This is a genomic window from Nocardia salmonicida (assembly GCF_036142455.1).
Classification (GTDB): domain Bacteria; phylum Actinomycetota; class Actinomycetes; order Mycobacteriales; family Mycobacteriaceae; genus Nocardia; species Nocardia salmonicida.
This window is the reverse complement of record NZ_CP108014.1, coordinates 1,139,826-1,154,871: the sequence shown is the minus strand read 5'-3', so window position 1 is coordinate 1,154,871 and position 15,046 is coordinate 1,139,826. Positions and strand designations below refer to the sequence as shown.

Annotated in this window: 15 protein-coding genes; 1 reads left to right on the top strand and 14 read right to left on the bottom strand. The window is 67.8% G+C overall.

Annotated elements, in window-relative coordinates; translation table 11 throughout:
* Positions 1–28: 28 nt before the first annotated feature.
* From scpB to steA, 8 genes are all read right to left on the bottom strand, one after another.
* The gene (gene scpB / locus OHS03_RS05655) at positions 29–685 is read right to left on the bottom strand and encodes an SMC-Scp complex subunit ScpB (protein ID WP_328661308.1); all 657 of its coding nucleotides are present in this window, start codon (positions 683–685) and stop codon (positions 29–31) included.
* Positions 682–1,566, bottom strand: coding sequence for a segregation and condensation protein A (locus OHS03_RS05650; protein WP_371852114.1), 885 nt, complete (start codon positions 1,564–1,566; stop codon positions 682–684). Before OHS03_RS05650 ends, scpB begins: the two co-directional genes overlap by 4 nt.
* A complete protein-coding gene (locus OHS03_RS05645) occupies positions 1,563–2,396 on the bottom strand; it encodes a ParA family protein (RefSeq protein ID WP_131816759.1) in 834 nt (277 codons plus the stop codon). The genes OHS03_RS05650 and OHS03_RS05645 overlap by 4 nt, the downstream gene beginning before the upstream one ends.
* A gap of 251 nt (positions 2,397–2,647) precedes the next feature.
* On the bottom strand, positions 2,648–3,580 hold the full coding sequence (gene xerD, locus OHS03_RS05640) for a site-specific tyrosine recombinase XerD (protein WP_056822918.1): 933 nt from the start codon (positions 3,578–3,580) through the stop codon (positions 2,648–2,650).
* Between the two features lie 56 nt (positions 3,581–3,636).
* Positions 3,637–4,302 carry an NUDIX domain-containing protein gene (locus OHS03_RS05635; RefSeq protein WP_328661306.1) on the bottom strand — a complete coding sequence of 222 codons (666 nt, stop codon included), beginning with the start codon at positions 4,300–4,302 and terminating at the stop codon, positions 3,637–3,639.
* 21 nt (positions 4,303–4,323) lie between these two features.
* Entirely contained in the window at positions 4,324–6,045 is a 1,722-nt protein-coding gene (gene pyrG / locus OHS03_RS05630) for a CTP synthase (RefSeq protein WP_082844127.1), read from the bottom strand.
* A gap of 203 nt (positions 6,046–6,248) precedes the next feature.
* Positions 6,249–7,190 carry a copper transporter gene (locus tag OHS03_RS05625; RefSeq protein ID WP_328664097.1) on the bottom strand — a complete coding sequence of 314 codons (942 nt, stop codon included), beginning with the start codon at positions 7,188–7,190 and terminating at the stop codon, positions 6,249–6,251.
* Positions 7,187–8,386, bottom strand: coding sequence for a putative cytokinetic ring protein SteA (gene steA, locus OHS03_RS05620; RefSeq protein ID WP_063005342.1), 1,200 nt, complete (start codon positions 8,384–8,386; stop codon positions 7,187–7,189). The genes OHS03_RS05625 and steA overlap by 4 nt, the downstream gene beginning before the upstream one ends.
* A 115-nt stretch (positions 8,387–8,501) precedes the next feature.
* Between steA and OHS03_RS05615 the strand changes: the two genes are divergently transcribed.
* Entirely contained in the window at positions 8,502–8,921 is a 420-nt protein-coding gene (locus tag OHS03_RS05615; RefSeq protein ID WP_056822863.1) for an SRPBCC family protein, read from the top strand.
* 181 nt (positions 8,922–9,102) lie between these two features.
* Here the strand turns inward: OHS03_RS05615 and recN are convergent, their stop codons facing one another.
* From recN to OHS03_RS05585, 6 genes are all read right to left on the bottom strand, one after another.
* Positions 9,103–10,872 carry a DNA repair protein RecN gene (gene recN / locus OHS03_RS05610; RefSeq protein WP_328661304.1) on the bottom strand — a complete coding sequence of 590 codons (1,770 nt, stop codon included), beginning with the start codon at positions 10,870–10,872 and terminating at the stop codon, positions 9,103–9,105.
* Positions 10,872–11,801, bottom strand: coding sequence for an NAD kinase (locus OHS03_RS05605; protein ID WP_056822857.1), 930 nt, complete (start codon positions 11,799–11,801; stop codon positions 10,872–10,874). Before OHS03_RS05605 ends, recN begins: the two co-directional genes overlap by 1 nt.
* Positions 11,798–12,619 carry a TlyA family RNA methyltransferase gene (locus OHS03_RS05600; protein WP_328661302.1) on the bottom strand — a complete coding sequence of 274 codons (822 nt, stop codon included), beginning with the start codon at positions 12,617–12,619 and terminating at the stop codon, positions 11,798–11,800. The genes OHS03_RS05605 and OHS03_RS05600 overlap by 4 nt, the downstream gene beginning before the upstream one ends.
* Before the next feature lies 1 nt (position 12,620).
* The gene (locus tag OHS03_RS05595; RefSeq protein ID WP_328661300.1) at positions 12,621–12,905 is read right to left on the bottom strand and encodes a hypothetical protein; all 285 of its coding nucleotides are present in this window, start codon (positions 12,903–12,905) and stop codon (positions 12,621–12,623) included.
* 13 nt (positions 12,906–12,918) lie between these two features.
* Positions 12,919–13,812: an HAD-IIA family hydrolase gene (locus tag OHS03_RS05590; RefSeq protein WP_328661298.1), complete on the bottom strand. Its 894-nt coding sequence runs from the start codon at positions 13,810–13,812 to the stop codon at positions 12,919–12,921.
* Between the two features lie 292 nt (positions 13,813–14,104).
* Entirely contained in the window at positions 14,105–15,043 is a 939-nt protein-coding gene (locus OHS03_RS05585; protein ID WP_328661296.1) for a hypothetical protein, read from the bottom strand.
* Between the last annotated feature and the right edge of the window lie 3 nt (positions 15,044–15,046).

Sequence of the window (15,046 nt, the reverse complement as noted above, 5' to 3'; positions counted from 1 at the left end):
TCGGCGGGTTTGTTCAGCTTGGTGACTGTCAATCGTCGGTGCCGAGATCCATGTCGGACTCGGCGGTTTTCTTCAGCCTGGTGAACCGCGGATCGGTTTCCAGGCTCTCGCTGATCTCGTCGATCAGATCGACGCCGGGAAGCAGCGGCGCCAGCAGTGGCAGGTCGCCGAGAGAGGCGAGCCCGATCCGTTCGAGGAACAACTCGGTGGTGCGGTACAACGTGCCGTTGGTTTCGGGGTCCTGACCTGCTTCCGCGATCAGGCCTCTGGCCAGCAGCGTGCGCATCACTCCGTCGACGTTCACTCCTCGGACCGCGCTGACCCGCATGCGAGTCACCGGCTGGCGGTAGGCGACCACCGCCAAGGTTTCCAAGGCGGCCCGGGTCAGTTTCGTCCGGGCCCCATCGAGCAGTACACGCTCGACATAGGGCGCGTACTCCTGTCGAGTATAGAAGCGCCATCCGTCACCGACGAAACGCAGGTCGATGCCACTGCCCCGTTCGGTCAGTTCGGCCGCCATCGCGCGGAGCACGGTTTCGATGCGCTCGGTGGTGTCGTCCAGGGCCGCTGCCAGCTGTTCTGTCGGCGCGGGGGCGTCGACGACGAGCAACATCGCCTCGAGCGCCGAGCGCACTTCGAGGTCGTCGAGTGGCTCAGAGGTGAATTCCACCACTGCCTCTGTCATCCGTAGTCCTCCTCGAAAGTCAACGCCGCGGCCTCGGCGTCGGGATCCAGCTCACCGAGCCAGCTCACCGCGAGGGGCCCGAGCGGATCCGGTTGGTCGAACGCGATGGTTTTGCCCCGGTACAGCTCGAGCAACGCCAGAAATCTCGCCACGATTTCCACCGGGACTGTGCAGTCGACCACCAATTCGGCGAAGGTCGTCCAGCCGCCCGGACCGCGTTGCTTCAAGATGGCCAGCACCAGCTCGGCCTGTTCGGCGACCGAGATGGTGTGCATGTGCAGATGCCCGAGCCCGACTTCGGCGATCGGGCGTGGCCGAAATGCCGCCGCGGCGATCTCGGCGAACGCGGCGATATCCACGCCGAGGGTGACCTCGGGCAACAGTCCTTCGAACTGTTCCTCGAGCGCCACCGAGCGCGGATACCGGCGCAGCGCCGCGGCTTCCAGCTCGGCGAGCAGCTCTGCCACCTGCTTGAACGCGCGATATTGCAGTAGTCGCGCGAACAGCAGGTCGCGAGCATCGAGCAGTTCCAGGTCGTCGGCGTCGGTCATCTCGCCCGAGGGCAGCAGCCGCGCCGCCTTGAGGTCGAGCAAAGTCGCGGCGACGACGAGGAATTCGGTGGTCTGATCGAGAATCTTGTCCGCGCGCAGCTTGGTATTGCCGGCCAGTTCGGCGGTCAATGCCTTGGTGTAGGCGATGAATTCGTCGGTGACCTGATGAAGCGCGACTTCGGTGACATCGAGTTTGCGCGAGCTGATCAGCGTCAGCAGTAGATCGAACGGCCCCTCGAAATTAGTGAGCCGCAGATGAAAACCGGTTTTCTCCTCGGCCGGCACCGCGTCTTCGGGTACTGCTTGCACCGCAGGTGTAGCTCCGATCACCGGCCAGACCGGTGGATGACTTCACGGGCCATCGCTCGATACGACTCGGCGCCGCCTGATTTCGGCGACCAGGTGGTGATCGGCTCCCCGGCGACGCTGGCATCGGGGAAGCGCACGGTACGCGAGATGGCGGTGTCGTAGACGAGATCGCCGAACACCTCGACCACGCGCGACATCACCTGACGCGAATGCAGCAGGCGCGCATCGAACATGGTGACCACGATGCCGTAGAGGCTCAGCCGCGGGTTGAGGCGGTCGCGCACCTTCTCGACGGTGTCGTTGAGCAGGGCGAGGCCGCGCAGCGAGAAGTACTCGCATTCCATCGGAATGATCACGCCGTCGGAGCAGGCCAGCGCGTTGACCGTGAGCAGGCCGAGCGAGGGCTGGCAGTCGATGAGGATGTAGTCGTAGCGATCGCGCACGCTGTGCAGGGCACGGCCGAGCGACTGTTCGCGGCCGACCTCGTTGACCAACTGGATCTCCGCGGCCGACAGGTCGATGTTGCTCGGCAACAGATCCATGCCGTCGACCTTGGTGGTCTGCAGCACGTCATCGACCTTGGCCTTGCCGCCGATCAGCAAGTCGTGCACGGTGAGATCGAGATCGTGGTGCGCGACTCCGAGCCCGGCCGAGAGCGCGCCCTGCGGGTCGAGGTCGACGAGCAGCACCCTGCGGCCGTATTCGGCCAGTGCCGCACCGAGATTGATGGTCGAGGTGGTTTTTCCGACCCCGCCCTTCTGATTGCACATGGCGACGACGAGTGCGTCGCCATGTCGCTGGACCTGGGGTGGATCGGGTACCAGTCGCAGCGGGCGGCCTGTCGGGCCCATCTCGACGGCCTCGGCGACCTCTTCCGGTCCACCGTCCCACGGTGTTTCCGCTGTCGTCACGATCCGCTGCTCCTTATACGTTTTCCTTGCCGGTAACCCCTGTCGAGGGTAGCGAGGCCGATACGGGACCGGCTCGCTTTCGTACGGTCTGACTCTGGGGTAGACGCTACCGCTCGGACCGGTGAGGTACAGCATGGCAACGCCGGGCGTGTTCGCACGATACCTGCTCAGCGCGTATCGGAGGTGATGGTTCACGTGGCACGGGGATGGGCGGTGGCCCACACTTCACGCAGGGTGCTCACCGTGACGAGGGTGTAGATCTGGGTCGTGGTCACCGAAGCGTGGCCGAGCAGTTCCTGCACCACCCGCACATCGGCGCCACCGTCGAGCAGGTGGGTGGCGAAGGAATGACGCAGGGTGTGCGGTGAGACCGTCGCCCCGATCCCGGCCCGTTCGGCGGCAGTCTGCAATACCTGCCATGCGCTCTGCCGTGACAGTCTGCCGCCGCGAGCGTTGAGGAAAAGCGCTCCGCCGGAACCTTTTCCGCTCGCGGCGAGGGTGGGGCGACCACGCACCAGGTACGCGTCGACGGCAGCCAGGGCCGGACGGCCGACCGGCACGAGGCGCTGTTTTCCGCCCTTGCCGTGCAGCACCACACAGCGTTGCTCGGCATCGATGTCGTCGACGTCGAGCCCGACCATTTCCGAGATCCGCGCGCCTGTGGAGTAGAGCAATTCCAGCAGGGCCCGGTCGCGCAGTCCGCGCGGTCCCCCGTCGGAGCCCTCCGATTCACCGCCCGCCGACTCGAGAAGTCGCAGAACCTGGTCGTAGGGCAACGCTTTGGGCAGCCGGCGCCCGGGCGCGGGTGGTTTCACCGCATGCGCCACATCGGTGTCGGTGATTCCTTCGGCGGCGGCGAAGCGGTGTAGTCCGCGGACCGCGATCAATGCCCTGGCCACCGAACCGGCTGCCAGGGCAGGATGATCGGCGCCGCCGGAACGCAAGGCCATGGTGAATTCGGCGACGTCGCCTCGGGCCACCGCGCTCAAGCTCTCGACGCCGCGTCCGGTGAGGAAATTGCGGTAGCGGGCCAGATCACGACGGTAGGCGCCGAGGGTGTTGCGCGCGGCTCCGCGCTCGACCGCGAGGTGGTCGAGGTAGGCGTCGATCTCCCGCTCGAGCACGCCCCTGCCCGTCTAGTACGCGGGTTCGGCTGCCGAGGCGCGCGCCGCTGCTGTGGTCACGCGTGATTACCGTGAGCCGGCGCCGACTGCGCATCGGCGGCCTTACGCCGCAGGAACTTCGTCGGTTGACCGGGCCACGGCGCGTCGGGAGCGCGCAGCGGCGCCGTGCTCGCCTGAGCCGCCGCGTAGGCGAGCACGCCCGCGACCGCGGTCGCGTTCACGATCTCGCCCGCCAGCGCGGCGCGCACCGCCTCGTCGAGCGGCATCCGCACCAGTTCCAGATCCGCTTCCTCGTGTTCGGGATCGGGCCGGTCGGTGACGCTGAGACCGGTCGCGAAGAACACGCGAAGCGCCTCGTCGGTGAAGCCCGGCGACAACGCCACATCCACCAGCACCGACCACTGCGCGGCGGCGAGGCCCGTCTCCTCGGCCAGCTCGCGCTTGGCCGCGGTGAGCGGGTCCTCACCCTCGATATCGAGCAGCCCGGCGGGCAGTTCCAGCAACCGGGTGCCGATCGGATGCCGATACTGACGGATCAGCACGACATTGCCGTCGTCGTCGAGCGCGAGCACCGCGACAGCACCGTGGTGCTCGATGACCTCGCGCTCGGCGACCCGCCCGTCCGGCATCCTGACCTGATCCTGGCGCAGGGCCAGGATCGCGCCGCTGTAGAGCACCCGGCTCGACACCGTCTCGAAGTCGTGACTACCGGGCTCGCTCATGCGTTCCTATCGCCGATGTTCCTAGGCTTGCGCGGGCTGCTCCGCGAGCTCTTCCTCCGGAAAGTCTACGGGAAGGCGTTCGGCCAGTTTGTATTTCAACGCGGCGCTGATCAGCGCCGCGAACAGCGGATGCGGCCGGGTCGGACGGCTCTTGAGCTCCGGATGCGCCTGGGTGGCGACGAAGAACGGATGCACCGAAGCCGGGTATTCGACGAACTCGACCAGGTGCCCGTCCGGCGAGGTACCGGAGAAGACCAACCCGCTCTTGGCGATGGCGTCGCGGTAGGAGTTGTTCACCTCGAACCGGTGCCGGTGCCGCTCGGACACGTTCTCGGTGCCGTACGCCTGCGCGACGACCGAGCCCTTCTTCAGGGTGGCGGGGTAGGCGCCCAAGCGCATGGTGCCACCCAGATCGGCTTCACCGGCGACGACGTCTTCCTGATCGGCCATGGTCGAGATGACCGGGTTCTCGGTGTCGGGCTCGAATTCCGCGGAGTTGGCATCGGCGATGCCGACCGACCGCGCCGCCTCGATGACCACGCACTGCAGACCGAGGCACAGCCCGAGCAGCGGGATGCCGCGGTGGCGGGCGTAGCCGATCGCCCCGACCTTGCCCTCGATGCCACGGATGCCGAACCCACCGGGGATCAGGACTGCGTCGACATCACGCAGCGCCGCCTGTGCGCCGACCTCGGTCTCGCACTCGTCCGAGGGTACCCAGCGGATGTTCACCTTGGCGCGATGGGCGAAGCCACCCGCGCGCAGCGCCTCGGTCACCGACAGGTACGCGTCCGGCAGATCGACGTACTTGCCGACCAGCGCGACCTCGACGGTCTCGCGCGGGCTGTGCACGCGATCGAGCAGATCGCCCCACACCTTCCAGTCCACATCGCGGAACGGCAGCCCGAGCTTGCGCACCACATAGGCATCGAGGCCCTCGCTGTGCAGCACCTTCGGGATGTCGTAGATCGACGGCGCGTCCGGCGTGGAGATGCACGCCTCCACATCGACGTCGCACATCAGCGCGATCTTGTTCTTGAGACCCTGCGGCACCTCACGGTCGCAACGCAGGATCAGCGCGTCGGGCTGGATACCGATATTGCGCAGCGCGGCCACCGAGTGCTGCGTCGGCTTGGTCTTGAGCTCACCCGAGGGCGCCAGGTACGGCACCAGCGACACATGCAGGAAGAACACATTGTCGCGACCCACATCGTGACGGATCTGGCGGGCCGCCTCGAGGAACGGCTGCGACTCGATGTCGCCGACGGTGCCACCGATCTCGGTGATCACCACATCCGGCACATGCCCCTCGAGATCAGGACCCTGCATCGCCAGGATGCGGCTCTTGATCTCGTCGGTGATGTGCGGAATGACCTGCACCGTATCGCCCAGATACTCACCGCGACGTTCCTTGGCGATCACCGTCGAATAGATCTGACCGGTGGTCACGTTCGCGTCCATCGTCAGATCGCGATCGAGGAAGCGCTCGTAGTGACCGACGTCCAGGTCGGTCTCCGCGCCGTCCTCGGTGACGAACACCTCGCCGTGCTGGAACGGGTTCATGGTGCCCGGATCGACATTGAGATACGGGTCGAGCTTCTGCATCGTCACCCGCATGCCGCGCGCGGTCAGAAGCTGACCGAGGCTGGAGGCGGTGAGACCCTTACCCAATGAGGAGGCGACGCCACCGCTCACGAAGATGTGCTTGGTGGCACTTTTAGCCTGATTCCGTTGATGACCCACGGACCACCACTGTACCGCTAGTCCGCCTCTCCGCGTATTTTGCCGGTCGTTTGCGGGCCCGCGTGTTGGGCTGCCGGGCCTGCGGAGCGGGGTTCGAGACTGCTGGACGTGCCCGGCGAGTTACCCATGTTCTCGCGAGATCAGGAGTTTCGTCGGGACGCCAGGCGCGGGAACTCGACTCGGGAAGGTGGTGAGGTTCTCACTCAGCGGGGCATTGCTACCAGAGTCAGTGAGGTCGCTGACGTGCCTGTTCCGTAGCGGCCCGCGCCGCCGGTGAGTTGTTCGGTGAGGGCGAGTGCTGTTGTTACCCGGCCTGTTTCGCGGTCGAGGTTGTCGACTGTGGTGACCGTTGTGGCCAGGGGGGTCTGGGATCGGACGGTGGCTATCGGGGCGTTGCCTTCGGCGGCGCCCGCGCGGCCCGCGAGGACGGTACCCGCCGCTCGGGCGCGGAGGGCGCCGGTGAAGCGGGCGATAGTCGCGCCCTGGCCGGTGTCGGATTCGACACCGTTGCCGGTGACGACGACAGCGAGTTGGGCGGGGCCGGTCGGGGTGTCGCCATAGGTGAGGAAGCCGCCGCCTCGGAGGGTCTCGAGGATCAGGGCGAGTTCCTGGGGAGTGCTGCGAGGCTGGTTCGTCGTGGGGTCCTGGAGCAGCGCGAGGCCGAGCAGATCGCCTGCGAGGCTGCCCTGGTCCACCGCGCCGGTGTTCAGTTGGGCACCCGCGGGGACGATGTTGGTCAGGGTGGAGCGCATGCGGTCGCCCTCCCCCGCGTCGACGAAGGACTCGGTGAGGGCTACGCGGCCGGTGAGTGTGGCGCCTGCTGTTTGCAGGGACTTGCTCACGCCGTCGATGTCGGCGGGGTCGGCGTCGGGAGTGGTGAGGACGACAACCGTGCGGTCGGCCAGCGTGCCGCTCAGGATTCGGGCTGCCGAGCCCGCGATGAACTGATCGGCGGAGTCGAGGCGGGCGGTGAGTTGCGCGTTCTGGGCAGCCAGTTCGTCCACCTGGGTGTTCAGGTCGGTCTTGTCCGACCGCAAGCCCGAGATCATGCCGCCCGCGAGGGTGTGCGAACCGAGCACCACCCCGACCGCGAGTGCGAGGAAGATCGCCGCGATCGAGATGGCGTGTTGACGCAGCGAGATCACAGCAGACCACGCACCCACAGGACGAAGCTGTTCCAGTACTCGATGGCCCAGTCCAGCATCTCGGAGCCGTTGTGCGAGGCCAAGATCACCACCACGATCGCCACCAGCGCGGCCAGCACCACCAACGCCACCGCGGCACCCGCGGAACGATGCCGGTACAGCGTCGACACCGCGTTCGCGTCGACCAGCTTCGCACCGACCTTCAACCTGGTCAGGAAGGTGGCCGGATTGCTGTCGCGACGACCACGGTCGAAGAAATCCTCGAGCGAGGCAGGCGCGCCCGCCAGCACGATCAGGGACGCGCCGTGATGGTCGGCCAGCATCAACGCGAGGTCGGTGGGCGAACCAGAGGACGGGAACGTGGTGGCGCCGATACCGAGATCCTGGATGCGCTCCAGCCCCTTGGCGTGCCCGTCGGTGTCGGCGGGCAGGATCATCTCGGCGCCCGATTTCAAGGTCTCGGTGCTGATCTCGTCGGGATCGCCGACGATCAGGTCGGGCGTGTACTTGAGTTTGCGCAAGGTATCCGCGCCGCTGCCGACCCCGATCAGAATCGGCGCGTACTCCTTGATGAACGGCTTGAGACGCTGCAGTTCCGCGAGATGGCCCGAGCCGTCGGCGATCACGACCACGTGCCGGTCGCGCATGTCCAGCTCGATATCGGGCACGCCGACACCGTCGATCAGCAGCGCGCTCTCGGTGCGGACGAATTCGGTGGTGTTGCCCGCGAACGCGTCGAGGTGGTCGGCGAGGCCGTTGCGCGCCTCGATCATGCGATCGGCGATGGCCGACTCGTCGAATTCGATGCCCTCGACCAGGACCTCGGGTTCCTTCTTGGTGAGCTTGTCGGCGTAGACGATGCCACCGTCGATGCGGACCTTCGACCCGTCCTTGATTCTGCCGAACGCGTCGGAGGACACCGTGTCCATCAATACAATCCCGTTGGCCACCAATACTTCTGGACCCAGATTGGGATACCGCCCGGAAATCGATGGGGAGGTGTTGATCACCGCGAGCACCCCCGCCTCGACCAACCGGTCGGCGGTGTGGCGGTCCAGATCGGTCTCGTCGAGGACGACCACGTCCCCTGGACCGACCCGCCGCAGCAATCGTCCGGTATCGCGATCCACCCGGGCGATCCCGGCGACACCGGGCAACGTTTCCGTGTTCCGTGACAACAACGCCGGCATCCTCATAAGGCCGATGATGAAGCCAAACCCTCAACCTTTGGTGGAGGCGCGCCGGTCGGCACACAGGTGACGACTACCCGTATGCTCCGGGTCACAGACATTTCGGACAGGAGACATATTCATGCCACGCAGCACCGTCGAGACGGTTTTCGACGCACCTCGCGACATCGTCTACCGCCTCTTCACCGAGCGTGAGGCCGTCAGCCCGTACCTGCCGATCCAGGTCAAGCTCGTCAAAGCGGGCGACCCGACCACCGGCGTCGGCGCCCAGCACGTGCTCGGCTTCGGCAAGCTCGGCGTCACCGAGGAGATCACCGCGCTGGTTCCCGGCGAGCGGATGGAATACAAGATCGTCAAGGGCGCGCCGGTCAAGCGCCACGTCGGCGCCATCACCTTCGCCGACACCACAGAGGGCGGCACCCGCGTGGTGTACACGATGGAGTCCGAGCCGTCGCTGCCCGTGCCCGCGAAGGTGCTCGAGTTCGGCCTGCGTCAGCTGACCAACCAGCTCATCGGGGGCGTGCGCAAAGCCCTGCGGTAATTCTGGAGCGCTGGCGCGCTCGAGTTCGCGCCCCCTTGTGTCCCGTCGATCAGGTGCCGTTGCTTGCTCCTTCGTCGCCTACGCAACAGCACCTGATCGACGGGACGGGCGCGAACCGCCGACTTCGTCGGCGATCCCTCCTCGAGGTCGGGATGTACGGGGCTCGGAGTGCGGGACGCAGCTAGGCCGGGGCGCGTTCGGCCCTAGCGGTTTCCAGAAGTTCTTCCGCGTGCGCGCGGCCGGTCTCGGTGTCGTCCAGACCCGCGAGCATGCGTGCCAGCTCCACCACTCGTTCCTCGTCGGTCAGCGTGCGAACTCCGCTGTCCACCTTGCCTTTTCCGTCGTCGGACTTGTTCACCACCAGGTGGGTGTCGGCGAAGGCCGCCACCTGGGGCAGGTGGGTCACAACGATGACCTGGTGGGTGCGGGCCAGGCGGGCAAGGCGCTTGCCGATCTCCACCGCGGCCCGGCCACCGACACCCGCGTCGACCTCGTCGAACACCATGGTCGCGCCGTGATCGGAACCGGCGAGCACCACCTCGAGCGCGAGCATCACCCGCGAGAGTTCACCGCCGGAAGCACTCTTGCTCAAGGGCAGCGACTGCGCGCCGGAGTGCGCGGAGAGCCGGAATTCCACTTCGTCGCACCCATTCGACCCAGCATGCAGCTGCACCCCGCCGATCTCGAGCGGCGCCGAATCCTGGGCACTGGCCGGGAGCGGACGGACGTGGACTTCCAAGCGCGCCTTGCCCATCGCCAGCCCACCGAGCTCGGTGCTCACCGCGCTCGCCAGCTTGCCCGCCGACTTGGCGCGCGCGGCACTGAGTTTGCGTGCCGCCTCCCGCACCTTGCCCGCGGCGGTCTCGACCTCACCGGCCAGCTTGGCCAGCGCGTCCTCGGATACATCGAGCGAGTCGAGGCGCGCGCGCGACTCGTCGGCCCAGGCGATCACGCCGTCGATATCGGGGGCGTATTTGCGGGTCAGGGATTTGAGCTCGGCCTGTCGATTGAGCATCGTGTCCAGCGCGCTGGGATCGGACGGCAATTCCGACAGGTAGCTGCTGAGTTCGGTGGCCACGTCGACGACCACCGCGATCGCCTCGCCCAGCCGGGGAGCCAGCGCGGCCAGCGCCGGGTCGTCGGCGGAGTCCAGGCGGGCGCGGGCACCGCCGAGCAGATCGAGCACGCCACCGCCGTCGGCCGGCGCGTCGCTGGGACCCGACATCGACTCGTGCGCGGCGACGGCCGCCTCGCGCAACGAATCGAGGTCGCTGAGCCTGCGGATCTCGGCGACCAGGCGGGTGTCCTCACCGGGTTCGGGCGCGATGCCGTCGATTTCGGTGAGCGAGTACTTGAGCCGGTCGGCCTCGAGCGCCAATTCCCTACTGCGCGCGGTGCGTTCGAGCAGTTCGGTGCGCGCGTCCAACCAGGACCGGCGATACACCTGGTACTTGCGCAGCAGTCCGGCGACCCCGTCTCCGGCGAACTGATCGAGTGCCGACAGTTGCTGTTCGGGCCGCTGCAACCGCAACTGGTCGTTCTGGCCGTGCACGGTCAGCAGCCGCGAGGTGAACTCACCGAGCACCGAGGCGGGCACCCCGCGCCCACCGAGGTGCGCGCGCGAACGTCCGTCGCTGTTGACGGTGCGGACCGCGATCACGCTGCCGTCCTCGTCGGCCTCGGCGCCCGCCGATTCCAGCACTTCCCCGACCGCCGCGCGCGCCGCCTCATTCACGTCATCGACGACGAAACGGCCCTCCACCACGGCTTTCGTCGCGCCGAGGCGTACCCGTCCCGCGTCGGCGCGCGCACCGCTGAGCAGGTGCAGGCTGGTGACAACCATGGTCTTGCCCGCACCGGTCTCGCCGGTGAGCACGGTAAGACCGGCATGGAACTGCGCGGTGGCCGTCGAGATGACACCGAGTCCGTCAATCCTGATCTCTGTCAGCATCAGTGCTCTTCCGTTCGCTGTCTGCCCCGCCAGCCGGTGACCGGCAGCTGGAACTTGCGCACCATCCGGTCGGCGAAGGGCGCCGAATCGAGCCGCACCCACCGTACCGGCTGTTCGCCGCGCACCACTTCGGCACGGCCACCACGCGGCAGCGCGAGGGTTCGCCTGCCGTCGAGGAACACGATCGCATCGTGCCCGGTCGCCACGGTCTCCACCGCGATCCGCGAATCCGGACTGGTCACCAGTGGCCGCGCGAACAACGCGTGCGCATTGCTCGGAATCACCAGCATCGCCTCGACTTCGGGCCAGACCACCGGCCCACCCGCCGAGAACGCGTAGGCGGTCGACCCGGTGGGAGTGGAGATGAGGATGCCGTCGCAGCCGAACGCCGAGACCGGCCGCCCGTCCACTTCGAGCACCACTTCCAGCACACCCATACGCTGCGCGTTCTCGAGGCTGGCCTCGTTGAGCGCCCAGCCGTGTTCGACGATCGTGTCGTCGACGCGCACGGTGACATCGATGGTCATCCGGTTTTCCACCTGGTAGTCGCGATCGACCACCTGTGAGAGCGCCTCGTCGAGGTTCTCGGCCTCGGCCTCGGTGAGAAAACCGATGCGGCCCAGGTTGATTCCGAGCACGGGCACACCGGTGGGCCTGCCGAGTTCGGCCGCGCGCAGGAAGGTGCCGTCGCCGCCGAGGGCGAGCACCATCTCGCAGCCCTGCGCCGCGGACGGGCTGTGCGGCACCACCCGCACCGGGTATCCGGCTTCGTCTTCGAACCGGGTGCTGTCGGCCTCGTCGGCCAGCACCCGCAGGCAGATGCCCGCTTCGGCGAAGATCTTCGCCACCCGGTGCGCGGTCTCGATGATCTCCGCGCGGCCCGGATGGGCGACGAGCAGGATCTCCCTGCCGCCGGGATGCGTACTCACTGCGGACCCTCCTCGACAGCGTGCGCGACCAGCGCCCGCACCTGTTCGGCGTCGTAGTCGAACGGGCCGACCTTGCGCAGCCACAGGAAATACTCGACGTTGCCCGACGGGCCCGGCAGCGGACTGGCGACCACACCCAGGGTGCGCAGTCCGAGCGCGGCCGCGGCGTTCGCCACATCGCACACCACCTCGGTACGCAACGCCGGGTCACGCACCACCCCACCCGAGCCGACCCGGTCCTTACCGACCTCGAACTGCGGTTTCACCATGGGCAGCAGATCGGCACCGTCGGCCGCGCAGGCCGCCAGCGCGGGAAGTACGAGCCCGAGCGAAATGAAGGACAGGTCACCGACGACGATGTCGACTGTGCCACCGATGGATTCGGGGGTGATGTTGCGCACGTTGGTGCGGTCGAACACCCTGACCCGGTCGTCGTTCTGCAGTCGCCAGATCAGTTGGCCGTAGCCGACGTCGACCGCGACCACTTCGCGCGCGCCCTTGTTGAGCAGCACGTCGGTGAAACCGCCGGTCGACGCACCCGCGTCCAGACACCGCTTATCCGCGATGCTGAGCCCCTCGGGTTCGAAGGCCTCGAGTGCGCCGAGCAGTTTGTGCGCACCACGCGAGGCCCACGACACCTCGTCGGGTTCCTCCCGCACGATCAGCGGGGTTCCCGTCTCCACGGCCGTCGCGGGTTTCACGGCGACGGTTCCGGCAATCAGGACGCGGCCCGCGCCGATCAGTTCGACCGCGTGTTCTCGCGATCGCGCCAATCCGCGGCGAACCAGTTCGGCGTCCACGCGCGCTCGCCTGGCCACCTCAGATCTTGTCCACTGTCGCCAGCGCGTCCACCAGTACGTCGTGCGCCTGCTCGAGGATGCGCGCACGGCGGGTGATGTCGGCGCCGGTCTCGGTGTTCTCCGCCGGGCTCACGGCGGGACGCGGACCGAGTTCGGCGAGCAGTGCATCCACATCGGCCTTGATCCTGCTCGGATCGGCCGGTTCCTGATGTGCCGGGACACCGGGCAGGTGAGCGCCCGGCACGGGAATCCCGGGCCGGGGTGGCTGTGACGCGCCGTTCGGCGGTGAACTCGCAGTACTCATCGTGGCGTCAACGCTATCGGATTTCCGAATCGGCTGCGCGCACCCGTACCGCCCGGCCGGGATGCTGTCGCAACAGTTCCGCGATGTCCGCGGGCGCGGCGGGCTCGGCCAGGGCGGTGTCGTTGAGGGCGTCGAGGGTGGCGGCGATGTAGGTGGGGATCCGGGCCGCGGGTGCGCTGATCACCTCGTCGAGGGTGCTGACTCCGGTCAGCACCAGCAGCGAGTCGAGGCCGAGGCCGTTGGCGCCCTCGATATCGGTATCGAGACGGTCGCCGACCACCAGGGCCCGACGGGTGCCCGCTCGCTCGATCGCGTCTTCCATCAGCGGCGCGTAGGGCTTACCCGCGACCAACGGCTCGCGATCGGAGGCGGTGGCCAGCGCGGCGACCATCGAACCGTTGCCCGGCGCGAGGCCTCGCTCGTTGGGCAGGGTGCGGTCGGCATTGGCGGCGATCCACAGCGCGTCGGCGCGCAGGGCGTAGGCGGCTTCGGCTAGGTCCGCCCACGCGGTCGTCGGCGAATGACCTTGCACGACTGCCGACGGCGGGGTGTCGCCGAACCGGCGGATGGGCTCGAGGCCGACGGCTTTCACCTCGGCGACCAGATCGTCGGTGCCGACCACGAGCACTCTGTCGCCGGGGCTCAGACGTTCGGCCAGCATGCGCGCGGCGGCTTGCGCGCTGGTCACCACGTCGTCCGCGGTCGCTGGGTAGCCGAGCTCGTCCAGGTGGTGTGCCACGGCACCGGGACCGCGTGCGGCGTTGTTGGTGACGTAGACCAACCGTTGGGCCGAATCACCGTCCGGTACCAGCGCTTTGGGAGCACCCTCGATGACCTCGGGTCCGCGGTAGAGCGTCCCGTCCAGGTCGAGCAGCAAAGCGTCGTATTGATCGCGCAGCCGGTTCATCCACCCTCACTCCGTTGTCACTGCCGGGCCGAGCACATCCGCGACCCTAGGCGAAGGCACCGACAGCTTCGGTTCTGCTGCGCTGTCGAATAGCATTCGCACCCTTCATGATCGAGCATGTGCCGAGTATTCGTGCACGGTGTGCCGCTTCCCACTTCGGCGACCAGCGAGTCGCGGGCGAGACCATCGCCTGCTCCCGACCCGGCCGCCGTGGTTCGGCACCCTTCTGACATGCAAAAGGCCGCAGTCCGGGAACCCGTGAAGAGTTCTCGGCCCGCGGCCTGGTGCAGATCTACTGCGCGTCGCCGGTGAGTTCGGTTGCCCGCTCCTCGGCGTCGGTTTCGTCGTCGAGGTCGGCGGCCGCGGCGTTGAGGAACCACTGCAGTCCGTCGTCGGTCCGGCCTGCCGCCACCAGCGCATCGGCGTAGGCGTAGAACAGGCGCGCCGCGGCGGAACCGGTGCGCGAGGGATCCAGGTCCGAAGCCTGCAGCGTCACCACGGCCTGGTCGAACTGACCCAGATCCATCCGGGCGCCGGCCACCACCATGCGCAGCTCGGCGGCTTCGTCACCGGTGAGCGTCTGCGCTTCCTCGCTGCGACCGAGCTCGATGGCCCGTTCCGGCCTGCCGAGACCACGCTCGCAGTCCGCCATCACCGCGAGCAGTCCGGCGCCACCCGACATCCGTCGCGCGGTCCGCAGCTCCGAGAGGGCCTCGGCCCACTCCTCGGCGTGATAGGCCACCACACCGGCGGTCTCACGCACCACCGCGATCCGGCCCGCACGCTGCCGCGCGGCCCGTGCGTGTGCCAGCGCCAGGCGCGGGTCGTCTTCGAGCAGTTCGACGGCCATCACCATGTGCCGGGCCACCGAATCGGCGTTGTTCTTGTCCAGGCTCAGCAGATCGCGGCGCACGGCCGGATCCAGATCGGAGGCCTGCACGTCCTCGGGCAGATCGGGCTCCTCGGGACGAGCCGCACGGCGATCGTCCGCCCGCCCGCCTGCTGTGCGAGCACCTTCGCCGCCACGACGACGGTCCTCGCCACCGGACTCCGAACCGCTCCGCGATCGGTCGTCACGATCTGTACGGGCACCGCGATCAGCGAATCCACGGCGCTCGCCGCGATCGGAGTCACTGCGAACCCGATCGTCGCGAACCGAACCGCCGGAACGGTCGTCACGACTGGCACCGCGCGGGCTGTCATCACGATCCGACTGGTTACCGGCACGCACGGT

Coding starts and splice junctions, on each gene's coding strand:
- scpB (WP_328661308.1), bottom strand. CDS start 685: ATGACAGAGGCAGTGGTGGAATTCACCTCTGAGCCACTCGACGACCTC.
- OHS03_RS05645 (WP_131816759.1), bottom strand. CDS start 2,396: ATGGGCCCGACAGGCCGCCCGCTGCGACTGGTACCCGATCCACCCCAG.
- OHS03_RS05635 (WP_328661306.1), bottom strand. CDS start 4,302: ATGAGCGAGCCCGGTAGTCACGACTTCGAGACGGTGTCGAGCCGGGTG.
- steA (WP_063005342.1), bottom strand. CDS start 8,386: ATGAGGATGCCGGCGTTGTTGTCACGGAACACGGAAACGTTGCCCGGT.
- OHS03_RS05615 (WP_056822863.1), top strand. CDS start 8,502: ATGCCACGCAGCACCGTCGAGACGGTTTTCGACGCACCTCGCGACATC.
- recN (WP_328661304.1), bottom strand. CDS start 10,872: ATGCTGACAGAGATCAGGATTGACGGACTCGGTGTCATCTCGACGGCC.
- OHS03_RS05595 (WP_328661300.1), bottom strand. CDS start 12,905: ATGAGTACTGCGAGTTCACCGCCGAACGGCGCGTCACAGCCACCCCGG.
- OHS03_RS05590 (WP_328661298.1), bottom strand. CDS start 13,812: ATGAACCGGCTGCGCGATCAATACGACGCTTTGCTGCTCGACCTGGAC.